The organism is Leisingera sp. M523 (assembly GCF_025141335.1).
Classification (GTDB): Bacteria; Pseudomonadota; Alphaproteobacteria; order Rhodobacterales; family Rhodobacteraceae; genus Leisingera.
Window position 1 is genome coordinate 1919433 of the sequence record NZ_CP081036.1, and the last position, 14633, is coordinate 1934065.

The 14633-nt window shown below is 59.9% G+C and carries 12 protein-coding genes and 1 pseudogene; 9 read left to right on the forward strand and 4 right to left on the reverse strand.

Translation table 11 applies throughout. The annotated features are described in order from the left end of the window. Nucleotides 1–75 precede the first annotated feature (75 nt). The 6 genes from miaA (at nucleotide 76) to K3557_RS09510 (ending at nucleotide 8445) form a co-directional block, all read left to right on the forward strand. The gene (gene miaA / locus K3557_RS09485) at nucleotides 76–936 is read left to right on the forward strand and encodes a tRNA (adenosine(37)-N6)-dimethylallyltransferase MiaA (RefSeq protein WP_259999326.1); all 861 of its coding nucleotides are present in this window, start codon (nucleotides 76–78) and stop codon (nucleotides 934–936) included. A 140-nt stretch (nucleotides 937–1076) separates the two neighbouring features. Further along, nucleotides 1077–1889 (forward strand): AraC family transcriptional regulator, encoded by an 813-nt coding sequence (locus tag K3557_RS09490; protein ID WP_259999328.1) that lies wholly within the window; start codon nucleotides 1077–1079, stop codon nucleotides 1887–1889. A gap of 300 nt (nucleotides 1890–2189) precedes the next feature. Next, nucleotides 2190–3854, forward strand: coding sequence for an ABC transporter substrate-binding protein (locus tag K3557_RS09495; protein ID WP_259999330.1), 1665 nt, complete (start codon nucleotides 2190–2192; stop codon nucleotides 3852–3854). A 122-nt stretch (nucleotides 3855–3976) separates the two neighbouring features. Beyond that, the gene (locus K3557_RS09500; protein ID WP_259984658.1) at nucleotides 3977–5029 is read left to right on the forward strand and encodes an ABC transporter permease; all 1053 of its coding nucleotides are present in this window, start codon (nucleotides 3977–3979) and stop codon (nucleotides 5027–5029) included. Nucleotides 5030–5044: 15 nt separating this feature from the next. Further along, a complete protein-coding gene (locus K3557_RS09505) occupies nucleotides 5045–6259 on the forward strand; it encodes an ABC transporter permease (protein ID WP_259984660.1) in 1215 nt (404 codons plus the stop codon). A 95-nt stretch (nucleotides 6260–6354) separates the two neighbouring features. Next, on the forward strand, nucleotides 6355–8445 hold the full coding sequence (locus K3557_RS09510) for an ABC transporter ATP-binding protein (RefSeq protein WP_259999332.1): 2091 nt from the start codon (nucleotides 6355–6357) through the stop codon (nucleotides 8443–8445). Nucleotides 8446–8506: 61 nt separating this feature from the next. Here K3557_RS09510 and K3557_RS09515 read toward each other — a convergent pair whose 3' ends face one another. From K3557_RS09515 to K3557_RS09525, 3 genes are all read right to left on the reverse strand, one after another. Continuing rightward, a complete protein-coding gene (locus K3557_RS09515; RefSeq protein WP_259999334.1) occupies nucleotides 8507–9940 on the reverse strand; it encodes a sulfotransferase in 1434 nt (477 codons plus the stop codon). A gap of 212 nt (nucleotides 9941–10152) precedes the next feature. Beyond that, nucleotides 10153–10527: a hypothetical protein gene (locus K3557_RS09520; RefSeq protein ID WP_259999336.1), complete on the reverse strand. Its 375-nt coding sequence runs from the start codon at nucleotides 10525–10527 to the stop codon at nucleotides 10153–10155. Between the two features lie 117 nt (nucleotides 10528–10644). Further along, complete coding sequence (locus K3557_RS09525) at nucleotides 10645–11229, reverse strand: lytic transglycosylase domain-containing protein (protein ID WP_259999338.1); 585 nt, start codon at nucleotides 11227–11229, stop codon at nucleotides 10645–10647. A gap of 233 nt (nucleotides 11230–11462) precedes the next feature. Between K3557_RS09525 and ssb the strand changes: the two genes are divergently transcribed. From ssb to K3557_RS20585, 3 genes and pseudogenes are all read left to right on the forward strand, one after another. After that, nucleotides 11463–11996 (forward strand): single-stranded DNA-binding protein, encoded by a 534-nt coding sequence (ssb, locus tag K3557_RS09530; RefSeq protein ID WP_259999340.1) that lies wholly within the window; start codon nucleotides 11463–11465, stop codon nucleotides 11994–11996. A gap of 300 nt (nucleotides 11997–12296) precedes the next feature. After that, nucleotides 12297–12413 (forward strand): annotated as a pseudogene (locus tag K3557_RS20580) (IS3 family transposase); the annotation flags it as partial. A 237-nt stretch (nucleotides 12414–12650) separates the two neighbouring features. Continuing rightward, on the forward strand, nucleotides 12651–12815 hold the full coding sequence (locus tag K3557_RS20585; protein ID WP_409201209.1) for a transposase: 165 nt from the start codon (nucleotides 12651–12653) through the stop codon (nucleotides 12813–12815). 414 nt (nucleotides 12816–13229) lie between these two features. On the opposite strand, the gene K3557_RS09540 is transcribed toward K3557_RS20585, so the two are convergent. Then, entirely contained in the window at nucleotides 13230–14633 is a 1404-nt protein-coding gene (locus K3557_RS09540; RefSeq protein ID WP_259999342.1) for a TRAP transporter large permease, read from the reverse strand.

The following is a 14633-nucleotide window of genomic DNA, read 5'->3' on the forward strand; positions in this document are numbered from 1 at the left end:
CGCCGGTTTCAATCCGCGCAGCGCGCTTTCCGCACAGTTTTGCGGAACTGGACTTAAGAGACGGAACACGCCTGAATGAACCTGCCTGACATCAACCCGGATTTGCCTGTGCTGATTGCCGGCCCCACCGCTTCGGGAAAGTCCGCGCTGGCGCTGGAGATTGCCGCGCGGCAGGGCGGCATCATCGTCAATGCCGATGCCAGCCAGGTCTATGATTGCTGGCGGGTAATCACCGCCCGACCCTCGGCTGAGGAAGAAGCGCAGGCGCCTCACGCGCTCTACGGGCACCTGCCCTATGATGCGGATTATTCCGCCGGCCATTGGCTGCGCGAAGTGCTGGAGCTGCTGAAAGGGCCCGAACGGGTGATCATCACCGGCGGCACTGGCCTTTACTTCACCGCCCTGACCGAAGGCATGGCGGACATTCCTGCCACCCCGCCCGAGGTCCGCGCCAAGGGCGACAGCTTGCCCCTTGAGGCGCTGCTGGCAGAGCTGGACCCCAAGACCGCCTCCCGCATCGATCTGCAGAACCGGGCCAGGGTGCAGCGCGCCTGGGAAGTGCTGAAGGCCACCGGCCGCCCGCTGGCCGGCTGGCAGGATGACACCCCCGCCCCGGCGCTGCCGCTGTCCGGCTGCACTGCATTGGTGCTGAACTCAGAGAAATCCTGGCTGGAGGCCCGCATCCGCAAGCGCTTTGGCCAGATGCTGGATCAAGGCGCCATGGCTGAGATCGGCGCGATGCAGGACCGCTATGACCCCGCCCTGCCGTCCTGCAAGGCGATCGGGGTTCCGGAATTGATGGCCTACGGCCAGGGCCGGATTTCGCTGACTGAGGCAGAAGAACGCGCGGCCATCGCCACCCGGCGGTTTGCCAAGCGTCAGCGCAGCTGGTTCCGCGCCCGCATGAAAGACTGGCAGCAGGTGGCCCTGGCCTGACCGCCGCCGCGCGGACAGCCAGCAGGCACAAACCCTAAAAATTTATACGTTTTCGGTGCCGGCCGGCGAAAACTTGCCAGAATCAGGGATTCATGCCCTGTTGGAGCAGATCGTATTTGTTCCTGCGCTTAAGATATCTGATGCCATTTGATCCGACCCTGTCCGGCGACATTCACGCCGCCCCCTTGTCCAGGCTTGCCCCCGATGGCGCCTGGCAGACCGGGTTGGCGCATACCCGCCGCGAACACCTGCTGATCTGGATCACCCGCGGACAGGGGCGCATCTGTGTCAATGGCGCACAGCGCGGCTTTGGCCCCTACAGCGCCATCTTCCTTCCGGCCGGCACGCTGTGGTCCGCCGAATTCACCCGCCAGTGCCTGGGACAGGTTCTGTCGGTATCCGGCCCGCTGCCGCTGCCGTTTCCGGAAACGCCGGTCCAGAAGCGGTTCGCCAGCCTTCAGGACCAGGCCAGGCTGACCGCCCTGTTCGAAGCCATCAGCCGCGAGCAGAACGCGCAGGAGCTGCTCTGGCATCGCTCCGTTCAGGCACATTGCGAACTGGCCGCCATTGCATTGCACCGGCAACCGGAGCCCGCCGGACGGGCTGCCCGGCAGAACGCAGCGCAGCGCCTGTGCCAGGCCTACTGCCTCCGCATTGCCGAATTGCCCGGCACCCAGGCCGCCATGGCCGATTACGCGGCCGCGCTGAAGGTCACGCCAACCCACCTGACGCGGGTCTGCAAGGCCGAGACCGGCAAGACCGCCGCAGCCCTGCTGACCGAGCGCCAGCTGCACGCCGCGCGCACACTGCTGATCAGCTCTGAGCTGCCCATCCGCGACATCGCTGCTCATCTGGGGTTTGGCAGCGCCGCCTACTTTACCCGCTTCATCTCCCAGCACGCCGGTCAAACCCCCAGCGCAGTGCGCAAAGCCGCCCGCAAGAAGTCACAATAGTTTGATCCGCTTGCAGATTCTTGCATGTTTTCCAGCAAGTGCGGAATTCGCCCCGGTTACTGGGCAGTTTTGAACAGTATTCAGTAGCATACCGTTTCAATTCGGGAAACCGACACCCCGAATGTCGTAATTTTACCTTCAAACGCCGAAACTGTGCATTGACGAAACGGCATATCTCTGCCCGAATACAGCCATGGGGAAACTTTAATCCAAAACGCTAAACAAAAACGCCCGGCACACCGCCGGGCCAAAATCCGTTTCGCAAGACAAATGACCAAACGGGATAACAGGGAGACCTAAATGACCAACGACACAATCAACGGAGCACCGGTACACTGGGCCGCCAAGATGCACGCCGGAGAAGTGCTGGATGGCAAGCTCGACCGCCGCGAGTTCCTGACCCGCGCCACCGCGCTTGGTGTGACCGCAACGGCTGCCTATGGCATGATCGGCATGGCCGCACCGGTACAAGCTGCTGAAGAGAAAAAGCAAGGCGGAACCCTGCGTATCCAGACCGAAGTCCGCCCGCTGAAGGACCCGCGCACATTTGACTGGTCGCAGATGGCCAACAAGACCCGCGGCACCATCGAATATCTGGTTGAATACAACAATGACGGCTCCTTTACCGGCATGCTGCTGGAAAGCTGGGAAGTCAACGAGGACGCAACCGTCTACACGCTGAACGTCCGCAAAGGCGTCAAGTGGAACAACGGCGACGACTTCACTGCCGAAGACGTGGCCCGCAACATTGCACGCTGGTGCGACAAGTCGCTGGAAGGCAACTCGATGGCCGGCCGTTTTGCGACCCTGATCGACGCAGACTCCGGCCAGGCGATTGAAGGCGGCATCGAAGTGGTCGACAGCCACACCGTGAAGCTGAACCTGCCGAACTCCGACATTTCGCTGATCGCGGGCATGTCGGATTACCCGGCGGCGATTGTTCACGCGTCCTTCCAGACCAATGATTTCCTGTCCAACGTCGGCACCGGCCCTTTCCTGCTGACCGAACTGGAAGTGGGCGTGAAGTCGACCCTGGAACGCAACGACAACCACACCTGGTGGGGCGAAGCGATTTACGGCAAGCCCGCTTTGGACCGTATCGAATACGTCGATTTCGGCACCGACCCGTCGTCCTGGCTGGCCGCGCTGGAATCCGACGAAGTCGACATGCTTTATGAATCGGTTGGTGAATTCATCGACGTGATGGACGGTCTCGGCTACAAGAAATCCGAAGTTGTCACCATGTCTTCGATTGTGATCCGCACCAACCAGCTGGCAGAAATCGACGGCAAGAAGCCCTATGCTGACAAACGCGTCCGCCAGGCGATCCAGATGGCTGTCGACAACTCCGTCTGTCTTGAACTGGGCTATGGCGGCCGCGGCGAGCCAGCCGAAAACCACCATGTCGGTCCGATCCATCCGGAATATGCCGAACTGCCGCCGCAGAAGGTTGATCCGGCCGGCGCCAAGGCGCTGATGGAAGAAGCCGGCATGATGGATTTCGAGCATGAAATCCTGTCGATTGACGACGACTGGCGCCGGAACACCACCGATGCCGTGGCCGCACAGCTGCGCGACGCAGGCTTCAAGGTTAAGCGGACCGTTTTGCCCGGCTCGACCTTTTGGAACGACTGGGTGAAGTACCCATTCTCCTCGACCAACTGGAACCACCGCCCGCTGGGTGTGCAAATCTGGGCCCTCGCCTATAAGTCCGGCGAAGCCTGGAACGAATTCGGTTGGGAAAACGCTGAATTCGACGCCCTGCTGGAAGAAGCTCTGTCGATCGCCGACGCCGACAAGCGCCGCGAAGTCTCGGCCATGGGCCAGGCGCTGATCCAGGAAGAAGGCGTTACCATCCAGCCTTACTGGCGTTCGTTGTACCGCCACATGCGCGAGGGCGTTGTCGGCGCGGATATGCACGTCGCCTTCGAGCACCATCATTACAAATGGGGCTGGGCTGCATAAGCAAAGCCCTAACAGGCTCCCGGCACCCGCACCGCCCCGGATGGGGCGGTGCTTTCCAGCTAAGATGATAAGAGACCCGCACCTGCAGCCGGGTCCGATCCGCCAGACTGACAGGGGACCCCATGGGACTTTTCATTCTCCGACGTTCAGGCGTGATGCTGCTGACGGCCTTGTGCCTGACGTTCATCGTGTTCTTCCTGACGAACCTTTACCCGAACCTTGAGAAACTCGCCAAGACCCAGGGCAACTTCCGCATGTCGGACGAAGCCGTGGCCAGTTGGCTGGACTCCAACGGCTATGGCGGCTCCATGGTCTCAAAATACGGCCAATGGCTGGGCGTGCTGCCCGGCTGGACCCAAGAAACCGAAGAGGGTTTCAAAGGCCGGTGCATGACTGGCACCGTTTCAGCCGAAGTGGCCGCCGAAGCCTCAACCTTTTGCGGTATTCTGCAGGGTGACTGGGGCTATTCGACCCGTTTTAAAGACGAAGTTTCCTCCATAGTGGCAGTGCGTTTGGGCAATACCGGCCGCCTGATGTTCTGGGTGCTGGTCCTGATGATCCCATCGGCACTGATCATCGGTGTCCTGGCGGGGATGCGCGAAGGATCGGTGACGGACCGAAGCCTGTCGACGGCCTCAATCCTGACGACGGCAACGCCGGAATACGTGTCCGGGGTGATCTTTATCGCTGTCTTCACATCTTCCACCGTCGGTCTGAAATGGTTCAAGGGCACCGCCACCTCGGCGATGGATAACCCGAATTTCGAAAACTTCTTCCTGCCGGTGCTGACCATCGCGCTGTACGGCATGGGCTACATCGCCCGGATGACCCGCGCCTCGATGACCGAAGTGATGACTGCGCAGTATATCCGCACCGCCCGCCTTAAGGGTGTGAGTTTTCACAACATCGTTCTGAAGCACGCGCTGCGAAATGCGCTGATTGCGCCCTTCACCGTCATCATGCTGCAGTTCCCATGGTTGCTGAACGGCGTGGTGATTGTCGAAACCCTGTTCAACTACAAGGGCTTCGGCTGGATCCTGGTGGAAGCCGCAGGCAACAACGACATCGAACTGCTGCTGGCCGTCTCTGTGGTCTCAGTTGTCGTGGTTCTTGTGACACAGCTGATCTCGGACATCGGCTATGTTTACCTGAACCCGCGTATCCGGATCTCTTAAGGAAGGCAGCAGAGAATGGAACCTCTTAGCGCAATTGAAATTGCAGGGCGTATTATCTACCAGCTGTCTCCGGTTTGGATTTCCCTGGTGATCCTCTACGCTTTCTCGATCGGCTTCAAACGGCGGCTTGGCCTTTACGGCAAGCTGTTTGACAGCCCCATCGGCATGATCGGCTTTGGCCTGGTGATGTTCTGGGTGTTCACCGGCGTCTACGGCGCCATGGACATGATCATCACCCATGACCCGCTGGCACAGCTTTCCGGCATGAAGAACAAGGTGCCTGGCACGCCGCTGCGCAGCCCTGAAGAAGGTCAGTATGAATGGTATCTGCTGGGCGGTGACAACCTGGCCCGCGATGTCTTCAGCCGTCTGGTCAAGGGCGCCTGGGAAGTCATCAAAATCGCCCCGATGGCTGCGGTCTTTGCCTTTATGGTGGGGATCACCCTGGGCCTGCCCGCGGGCTATTACGGCGGCCGCCTGGACACGATCCTGTCGTTTGCAGCAAACCTGATCCTGGCCTTCCCGGTGATCCTGCTGTTCTACCTGCTGGTGACCCCGGAAATCGTCGCCACCGGTGTTCCGAACTATATGGCCATCGTGCTGTTTGTGTTCCCGATCATCTTTGTCGGGGTGCTGCTGAACTCGCGCTATTACACCCGGCCCAAGCTGCGCAACTGGCTGCTGCCGGTTGTGCTGGGGACCATCATCTGGTTCTATCTGCAGCTGGTCTCCAATGGCGGTTACCTGATCAAAACACCGGAATACGCGATCTGGGGCCTGCCCCGGGCGATGGATATGTTCGACATTCCCGGCGGTATCCTGGTGGTCTTTGTCTCGGTGGTCTTCGTCAACTCGCCCACGGTATACCGTATCGTGCGCGGCCTGACGCTGGACATCAAAACCCGCGACTATGTGGCCGCAGCGCAAACCCGCGGCGAAGGCCCCTGGTACATCATGCTGTGGGAGATCCTGCCCAACGCCCGCGGGCCGCTGATCGTCGATTTCTGCCTGCGCATCGGCTATACCACCATCCTGCTGGGCACCCTGGGTTTCTTTGGCCTTGGCCTGCCGCCGGAAAGCCCGGACTGGGGATCGACCATCAATGACGGGCGCAAGCTGCTGTCGATCTACCTGCACCCGGCGCTGCCGCCTGCCTTTGCCCTGCTGACGCTGGTTCTTGGTCTGAACCTGCTGGCGGACGGGCTGCGCGAAGAAAGCCTTAAGGACTGATCCGGCTGGGGGACCGGCTCATCCGGTCCCCCGGAGAATTGGAGCCAGATGAAGGGGTCCTTTTCCCCTCCCGCTCCAACAGGGAGAATAAGAATATGAGCAAAATAGAAGAATACGACGGCCCGATCCTTGAGATTGACAAGCTGTCGATTTCCTTCTTCACCCGCCTGCGCGAAATTCCTGCGGTGATGGACTTTTCCGTAGCCGTGCAACCGGGTGAGGCTGTCGGGCTGGTCGGCGAGTCCGGCTGCGGCAAATCCACTGTGGCGCTTGGCGTCATGCAGGACCTGGGCAAGAACGGCCGCGTTGTCGGCGGAACTATCAAGTTCAAGGGCCGCGACCTGGCCGAGATGAGCGCCGAAGAGCTGCGCGACATCCGCGGCAACGAGATCGCGATGATCTATCAGGAGCCGATGGCCTCGCTCAATCCGGCGATGAAAATCGGCAAGCAGCTGATGGAAGTGCCGATGATCCACGAGGGCGTCAGCGAAAAGGAAGCTTATAACCGGGCGATGGAAGTGGTGACCGACGTGCGCCTGCCCGACCCGGAGCGGATGCTGAACTCCTTCCCGCACCAGCTGTCGGGCGGCCAGCAGCAGCGGATCGTGATTGCGATGGCGCTGATGTCGAAACCGTCGCTGCTGATCCTGGATGAACCCACCACCGCGCTGGACGTGACGGTTGAGGCCGCCGTGGTTGAGCTGGTGAAGGATCTGGGTAAGAAATACGGCACCTCGATGCTGTTCATCTCACACAACCTCGGCCTGGTGCTGGAAACCTGTGACCGCCTGTGCGTGATGTATTCCGGCGAAGCGGTTGAGCGCGGCTCGATCGCGGATGTGTTTGATGAAATGCAGCATCCCTATACTCAGGCCCTGTTCCGCTCAATCCCGCTGCCGGGCGCCGACAAGAACTCGCGCCCGCTGGTGGCCATTCCCGGCAACTTCCCCCTGCCCCACGAACGCCCCAACGGCTGCAACTTCGGGCCGCGCTGCGACTATTTCGAACAAGGCCGCTGCGATCAGGATATGATTATTCCGATGTCGCCGGTGCATGGCAACGACCGCCATGAAACCCGCTGTCTGAAGTTCCAGGAAATCGACTGGAACGCCCCGATTACCTTGGCTGAGACGAAGGAAAAAACCGCGCCTGGCAAGGTTGTTCTCAAGATGGAAAACCTCAAGAAATACTATGAGGTCGCAGCCAACGCCCTGTTCGGCGGCGGCGAGAAGAAGGTGGTGAAAGCCAACGAAACGCTCAGCTTCGAGGCACGCGAGTCTGAGACATTGGCCATCGTCGGTGAATCCGGCTGCGGCAAGTCCACCTTTGCCAAAGTGCTGATGGGCCTGGAAACCGCCACCGAAGGCCAAATCCTGCTGGACAATCAGAACATCGAACAGATCCCGATCGAGGAGCGCGACACCAGGACTGTCTCGGACGTGCAAATGGTTTTCCAGAACCCCTTCGACACGCTGAACCCGTCAATGTCGGTTGGCCGCCAGATCATACGGGCGCTGGAAATCTTCGGCATCGGCAACTCTGAAGCCGAGCGCAAAAAGCGGATGCTGGAGCTTTTGGACCTGGTAAAGCTGCCCCGCGCCTTTGCCGACCGGATGCCGCGGCAACTGTCAGGCGGCCAGAAGCAGCGCGTGGGCATCGCCCGCGCCTTTGCCGGCGGTGCACGTATTGTGGTGGCGGACGAACCCGTCTCGGCGTTGGATGTGTCGGTGCAGGCGGCGGTGACCGACCTCTTGATGGAGATCCAGCGCAAGGAGAAAACCACGCTGCTGTTCATCTCCCACGATTTGTCGATCGTGCGCTACCTCAGCGACCGGGTGATGGTGATGTATCTCGGCCATGTGGTGGAACTGGGCGACACCGATCAGGTGTTCTCGCCGCCCTACCACCCCTACACCGAGGCGCTGTTGTCGGCGGTGCCGATTGCCGACACCTCAATCGTGAAAGAGCACATCGTGCTGGAGGGCGACATCCCTTCGGCGATGAACCCGCCGCCGGGCTGCCCGTTCCAGACCCGTTGCCGCTGGAAGTCCGAAGTTCCAGGGGGGCTGTGCGATAAGGAAGTGCCGCCTGTGCGCCAGTTGGAAGACGGCCATCAGATCAAATGCCACCTTAGCGACGAGGTGCTGGAGCGCATGACACCGGTGATCAAGGTTGCGGCGGAGTGAGGGTAACTCACACGAAAACATACGGGCCGGAAAATTCCCCGGCCCGTTGTTGTCTCCGCTGCTAGCCGCCGTGCAGCGTGTTGTCCCAGTCTTCCCATTCAGCGATCCATTCATCGCCGCCTAAGGATTCTTTTAACGGCTCCAGCTGTGCAGAAAAGGACTTCCATTTGTCCAGCGCTGCGGTGTTGATCGTCTTACGGACCTGAACTAGCGAAGCAGTGACCACAGCCTTGCTGGACTTTTCCGGGGATAGACAGCTATCCTCCCACTCCAGCCCCGAATGCTCCAGCAGCCGAGCGATCTGCGGCTGGGGGGCGCTCACTAGCGCGCGGTAGGACTGCGCCCTGAACTGGCCGCCAAGCTTGTCCTGATAGTCCCAGGCAGAGTCATAGATCAGCCGGGTCATCTCGCCCAGCCAGTCCATTCGTCGGGTAAATGCATTGCCCCGAGCAAAATCAGCCATGATATTGGATAGGCCGGTATCCAACGGGTGGCGGGACATGAACACAAACCGCGCTTCCGGCAGCAGATGCTGCGCCAACCCCAGCGCAAGGCAGTTGAGCGGCATCTTGTCAACAATCACCGGTGCTTCTGAAGACCGTGTATGGAACGCCCGCTGGAAATAGAGCTGCCGGAAAGACTCGCGTTCTTGCGGCTCCAACAGACCAGCCCAGTCCCAGTACCCCTGCCCCAACCCACGCGAAATGCACTGCGCGCGAACCTCATACAGCGTTTGCTTCAGCGCTTCGCTTTCACCGATGCTGTCTACTTTGCTGTGCCGAAGCAAAATATTCTCGACCAAAGTGGTTCCGCTTCTCGGCAGACCGCATACAAAGATGACACGCGGACCAGGAGAGTCTTTTTCTTTGTGAGTAAAAGGTTGAAACCGCTGTTTCTGATCCTGAACCCTTGTTCGCGTTCCTACGGCATCAAATTCCCCTGCCCCCAGCTTCTTGGACTTCAGAAAATGGTAGAAGGCGCGCGAAGGATTGCCAGCCTTTGCTTCGATGTTTCCTATCGCATTGTGCGCCATCCGGCGCTCCTTGGCCGCTAGCTTGCGGCTTTTCGAAAGCTCCTTGAGACGCCGGGCATTACTGCTCTGGACTGCAAAAGGCTCCAGCCTATTGAGTGACACCAGCACGCCAACATGCTTTGGATTGATCTTCAAAGCACTCTTCAGATCACCGATTGCCTGCTCAATCTGTCCGGTTGTCTGGCGCATCGCAGCAAGCTTTGCCCAGGCCGCGCCCATATCAGGCCAGTTTCCGGTAACGAATTCCATCAAAGAAATAGCCGTCGGCGCATCCCCCAACGCATGATAGCAAACCGCCGCGCGGTCCAGAACGCCCGCATTTATCCCACCGCTCTTAAGCACCGGCAGCAGGACCTGCAGCGCCTGGGCAAAATCCTTCTGCTCGATCAGCCGATCAGCGTGCGCCAGATCGGTTTCCGATGCTTCCGAATTGCATTGAAAATTCGACCCTTGGAGTGTCATTCTGGTTCCCTTCTGAAACATGGCCGTCATCAAGATAGCAATACTCAGATGAACCAGCCGTTAAGCGACAGGCAAGAACCGCGGCAACCCTGCCGCTTTCCAGCGACCCAAGAACGTTTTCTTAATCTCTGCGCCAAGTTTCAACAGATCTGGCCATTCGCCTTTCACCAGACCATGGCGCCTGTCCCCCACTCCCACGGGGGCCGTCTTGTTCAGCTCAGCAGCAGCACCACGATCATCAGCAGGTTCATCGACGCAAACTGCATCAGCCGCGGGGCCTCTTTCCCTTTGGCCGCAGCCAACAGGGCAGCCGTTACCGAAGCGGCCAGGCCAGCCAGCGCCAGGCCGCCGCCGATTGCACCCGCAAGGCCGGTTTCCGGTCCCCAAGGAGATCCGGCCAAAGACATGCCCTTGAGGCCGGTGCCGATCAGAATGCCAACAATGGCACCTGCCAGGCTCAGCACAGCACTGCGCGGCTGCCGGGGCAGACGGCTGGCCAGGACACTGTCGATCATCTGCCGCGTCGGAACCGCGCTCGGCTGCCAGTCAATCCGGTTGATCCGCTCATCAAAGCTGTTGGTATACAAGCTATTCCCTCCAGAACTTGAGGGCAGATTCATAAAAATTTAAGGCAAATGCGTGACGCTATCACGGAGTTAACGGGGCATTAAGGGAACTTACCCACAGGTTAATAAAACGGCGCGTCAGCTGCCCCAGATCTTCTTCACGTAGTTCTGGGTTTCCTTATAGGGCGGCACCCCGCCGTATTTCTTCACCGCGTCCGGACCGGCGTTATAGGCTGCCAGCGCCAGACGCCAGGACCCGAATTTGCGGAACTGCCGCGCCAGATACCGCGCGCCGCCCTCCAGGTTCTGCTGCGGCACCGCAGGGTTGACCCCCAGCGCCCGTGCAGTTGCAGGCATCAGCTGTGCCAGGCCCAACGCGCCTTTGTGCGATTTGGCGTTCGGGTTCCAATTGCTCTCCTGTTGCACCAAGCGCAGGAACAGATCTTCGGGCACACCGTGCTGGCGCGCCGCGTCCCGCGCCAGCTGCAGATATTGGCCGCGGTACTTGCCGCTATAGGGCAGCGTGCCCGCGGCTGAAGGGATCTGATAGGTCTTGGGCTGCAGCCGGGTTGAGTTCTTGTACTGGGTCGCCGCACGGCCATCCAGCACCCTGGTGTGGGCGGAAAACAAATCCCGCCGGTTCTTGGTGCTCAATACATCGGCGGCAGCAGGCTGCCCTGCCCCGACCATGGCAATCACCAACCCCGCAACGGCTTTGCGCATTTCCGCTGTCCCAACACTGTCCCACTTTGCGCAAATATAACCAATGCAGAAGAAATTTAAAGCAACACCGGCGCAATCCGTCATCATTGCAGCGCAAACTCCTGCAAAATCATCCCCAGAGAGCTGCTTTCCTCACCTTGCACAGGTCTGTACTGTGCCACTCAAGCAGCCCGGACGGATTCGCGCCGGACCGGTGCTGGACAGGACATTCAGGAAAAAAAGGACGGAACCCTATGGCCGGCTCTCTTAATAAAGTCATGCTCATCGGCAATCTGGGCCGCGACCCGGAGGTGCGCAGCTTCCAGAACGGCGGCAAGGTGTGCAACCTGCGCATTGCCACCTCGGAAAACTGGAAGGACCGCAACACCGGTGAACGCCGCGAGCGGACCGAGTGGCACTCTGTGGCCATCTTCAGCGAAGGTCTTGTGCGCGTTGCCGAGCAGTATCTGCGCAAAGGCTCCAAGGTCTATATCGAAGGCCAGCTGCAGACCCGCAAATGGCAGGACCAAAGCGGCCAGGACCGGTATTCGACCGAAATCGTCCTGCAAGGCTTCGGCTCCACCCTGACCATGCTTGACGGCCGCGGTGAAGGCGGCGGCGGCCAGGACGGTGGCGGTGGCGGCGGTTATGGCGGCGGCAGCCAGGGCGGCGGTTACGGCGGCGGTTATGACAGCGGCCAGCAAGGCGGCAGCGGCGGTGCTGGTGGCGGCGGCAATTTCGGCGGCGGCGCGTCCCATAACATCGATGACGACGAAATCCCGTTCTAACGGGCTATGCTCTCGGCATGTGAAGTCTCTCCGTTTTATAAACAAAAGCAAAGGGTTGGCATTTGCCAGCCCTTTCACGTTACGACACCACTGTTTCGTGTTTCCCTTTTCGAGGAGATGTGAACAATCACCATGACGATCCGCAATTTGACCTGAGCACTGGATCAACCATTCCTTTGCTTGTCGCACCAGATGGCAAGCTATTGATCGCGCCTACAGTCTACATCGCTGCCTCCGTGGAGCTGCAGCGGTTTGATGCCGCGCCTTTGACAGCATTTACTGCAACAAAGGAAACTGATTGTGGGGCTGAAAAGGACGGACGAATTCCGCCAGGATGCGGTACCTTTTGCACTGACCTGCGGGCTGCCGCGCAGGCAGGTAGTTGATGATCCGGGTGTTGGTATGCCGACGCTGAACATTGAGTATATGCAGCACCATTGGTTCGAGCGTGCATCCAGCATGATATCGAGAAAACACAGCAGTCGGGGCCCGGCAAAGCACAAGGTCACGGATTTGCCGTCCTGCAATGAAACATTGAGGCAGCGGGAACCGTTATAGGCTTGGTTTGATGGCGACATGATCCGGGTCCCGCCACCTTCCGGAAACCGGCGCCAGTAGCATTTCTGCGACGCCGCAACCCAGACTTGTCTAATCTTGAATGTACTGCCCGGCCTGCCGTGGCGGCACTCCACGAGCTTCGTGGTAAGTTTGCCGCGGATGGCCAGACTGGACTGGCAGGTGCCCGGCTTCAGCACGCTGTGCAACCGTCAAAGGACGCCGAAAGTGGTTCCGCCATGTCATGGCGGAAACAGTCCCTGAACCTTCTGCCCCTTCTCGGGCTTTGCTGCGCAATACCTTGTCAAACAACGCATAACACCGGATCAGGACATCGGGCGGGTTATGGTCATAAAGAGACTCAACGGAATGGCCGGGACACCTCACGGTGTCTCGGCACAAATTTTCGTGCGGGCAGAAGTGTTGCATCTTCAGGCGAGTAAAGCACGACTGCACAATCAGGCAGAGATGATTTCCAGAAGAATGCTACACGCCAGTTTAAACCCTGAAAACCGCTCGAATTCAAGATGATACACTCAGCCGCACGGGCCTGCTATCGAGACCGCCAACTGTCGGGCTGCCTGGTGCAAGGGCGCAAAATCACTCATGCCGCGCCATATGGACCCTGCGCCGCCGCCTGCCAAGCCGAACTGCATCGGCGGCCCTGAGCGCCCGTCCTTACCCCGCCAAGGACGGCAGGTAGAGCACAATTCCCGGAAAGGCGACCAGCAGCGCAATTGTCACGGCGTCGGCAATGAAAAACGGGGTCACACCCTTGAACACATCCTGCACGCTCAGATCATCGCGTACGCCGGCCACCACAAAGCAATTGAGGCCAATCGGCGGGGTGATCAGGCAGAATTCGGCCATCTTTACCACCAGTATGCCGAACCAGATCGCGCACATGGTGCCGCTCATGCCGAATGCGCTGTCTGCGGCCGCTACACTCTCGCCGCCGTTCAGCGCCATCACCGCGGGGTAGACCACCGGCAGCGTCAGCAGCAGCATCCCGATTGCATCCATGAACATGCCCAGAACCGCATAGGCCAGCAGGATGCAGATCAGGATCACCATCGGCGGCATTTCCAGCGCGGTGATCCAATCCGAAAACGCCCCCGGCAGATCGGCAAAGCCAAGGAAGCGCACATAGATCAGGACGCCCCAGATGATGGTGAAGATCATCACGGTGAGCTTGGCGGTTTCCAAGAGCGCCGACTTCAGCTCCGCCCATTTCATCCCTTCCTTCAGCGCATAGAGAAACACGATGAAGGCGCCGATGGCACCGCCCTCGGTTGGCGTGCCCCAGGCGTCGCCGCCAAAGGGATTGTAGACAAAGCAGATGATGATCACGACGACAAAGATGATCGGCAGCGCGCCGGGCAGCGATTGAAACCGCTGCCGCCAGGTAAAGCCGCGCACCGGCGGGCCGACGTTCTTGAACACCAATGCAATGCCGACGATCAGCGCCACATAGACAATTGCGCTGAAGGCACCGGGGATGAAGCCTGCCAGCAGCAGCTTTCCCACGTCCTGCTCGACGATGATGGCATAGATCACCAGAATGGCCGAGGGCGGGATCAGCGACGCCAGCGTGCCCGCCGCCGCAACAACCCCTGCCGCAAATTGCTTGTTATAGCCGATTGCCAGCATTTCGGGGATGGCGATGCGGGCAAAGACGGCTGATGTGGCGACGGATGCTCCCGATACCGCGGCAAACCCTGCGGTGGCAAACACGGTGGACACCGCCAGCCCGCCCGGCAGCCAGGCGATCCAGCGTTTGGCTGCCTCGAACAAGGCGCTCGTCAGCCCCGCATAATAGGCCAGATAGCCAATCAGGATGAAGGTGGGGATCAGCGACAGCGCCTGTGATGACACTTTGGAGTGCGGCACTTGGCCTGCGATCTTTACCGAGACCGTCAGAGCCTTGCCAAACCGCGCCGGATCATAGCCGAACTTGGCCCAGAAAATCCAGGTCAGGCCGATAAGGCCCGCAAGACCGGCGGCAAAGGCCACCCGCATCCCCAGCACAACCATCGCCAGCAGGCCGCCCGTGACCCACAGGCCGATTTCAATGGGTTCCAT

Excerpts from the sequence above, each read along its gene's own strand:
- K3557_RS09490 (WP_259999328.1), top strand. The coding sequence starts at position 1,077 with ATGCCATTTGATCCGACCCTGTCCGGCGACATTCACGCCGCCCCCTTG.
- K3557_RS09495 (WP_259999330.1), top strand. The coding sequence starts at position 2,190 with ATGACCAACGACACAATCAACGGAGCACCGGTACACTGGGCCGCCAAG.
- K3557_RS09540 (WP_259999342.1), bottom strand. The coding sequence starts at position 14,633 with ATGGAACCCATTGAAATCGGCCTGTGGGTCACGGGCGGCCTGCTGGCG.
- K3557_RS09510 (WP_259999332.1), top strand. The coding sequence starts at position 6,355 with ATGAGCAAAATAGAAGAATACGACGGCCCGATCCTTGAGATTGACAAG.
- K3557_RS09505 (WP_259984660.1), top strand. The coding sequence starts at position 5,045 with ATGGAACCTCTTAGCGCAATTGAAATTGCAGGGCGTATTATCTACCAG.
- K3557_RS09515 (WP_259999334.1), bottom strand. The coding sequence starts at position 9,940 with ATGACACTCCAAGGGTCGAATTTTCAATGCAATTCGGAAGCATCGGAA.
- miaA (WP_259999326.1), top strand. The coding sequence starts at position 76 with ATGAACCTGCCTGACATCAACCCGGATTTGCCTGTGCTGATTGCCGGC.
- K3557_RS09525 (WP_259999338.1), bottom strand. The coding sequence starts at position 11,229 with ATGCGCAAAGCCGTTGCGGGGTTGGTGATTGCCATGGTCGGGGCAGGG.
- K3557_RS09500 (WP_259984658.1), top strand. The coding sequence starts at position 3,977 with ATGGGACTTTTCATTCTCCGACGTTCAGGCGTGATGCTGCTGACGGCC.
- ssb (WP_259999340.1), top strand. The coding sequence starts at position 11,463 with ATGGCCGGCTCTCTTAATAAAGTCATGCTCATCGGCAATCTGGGCCGC.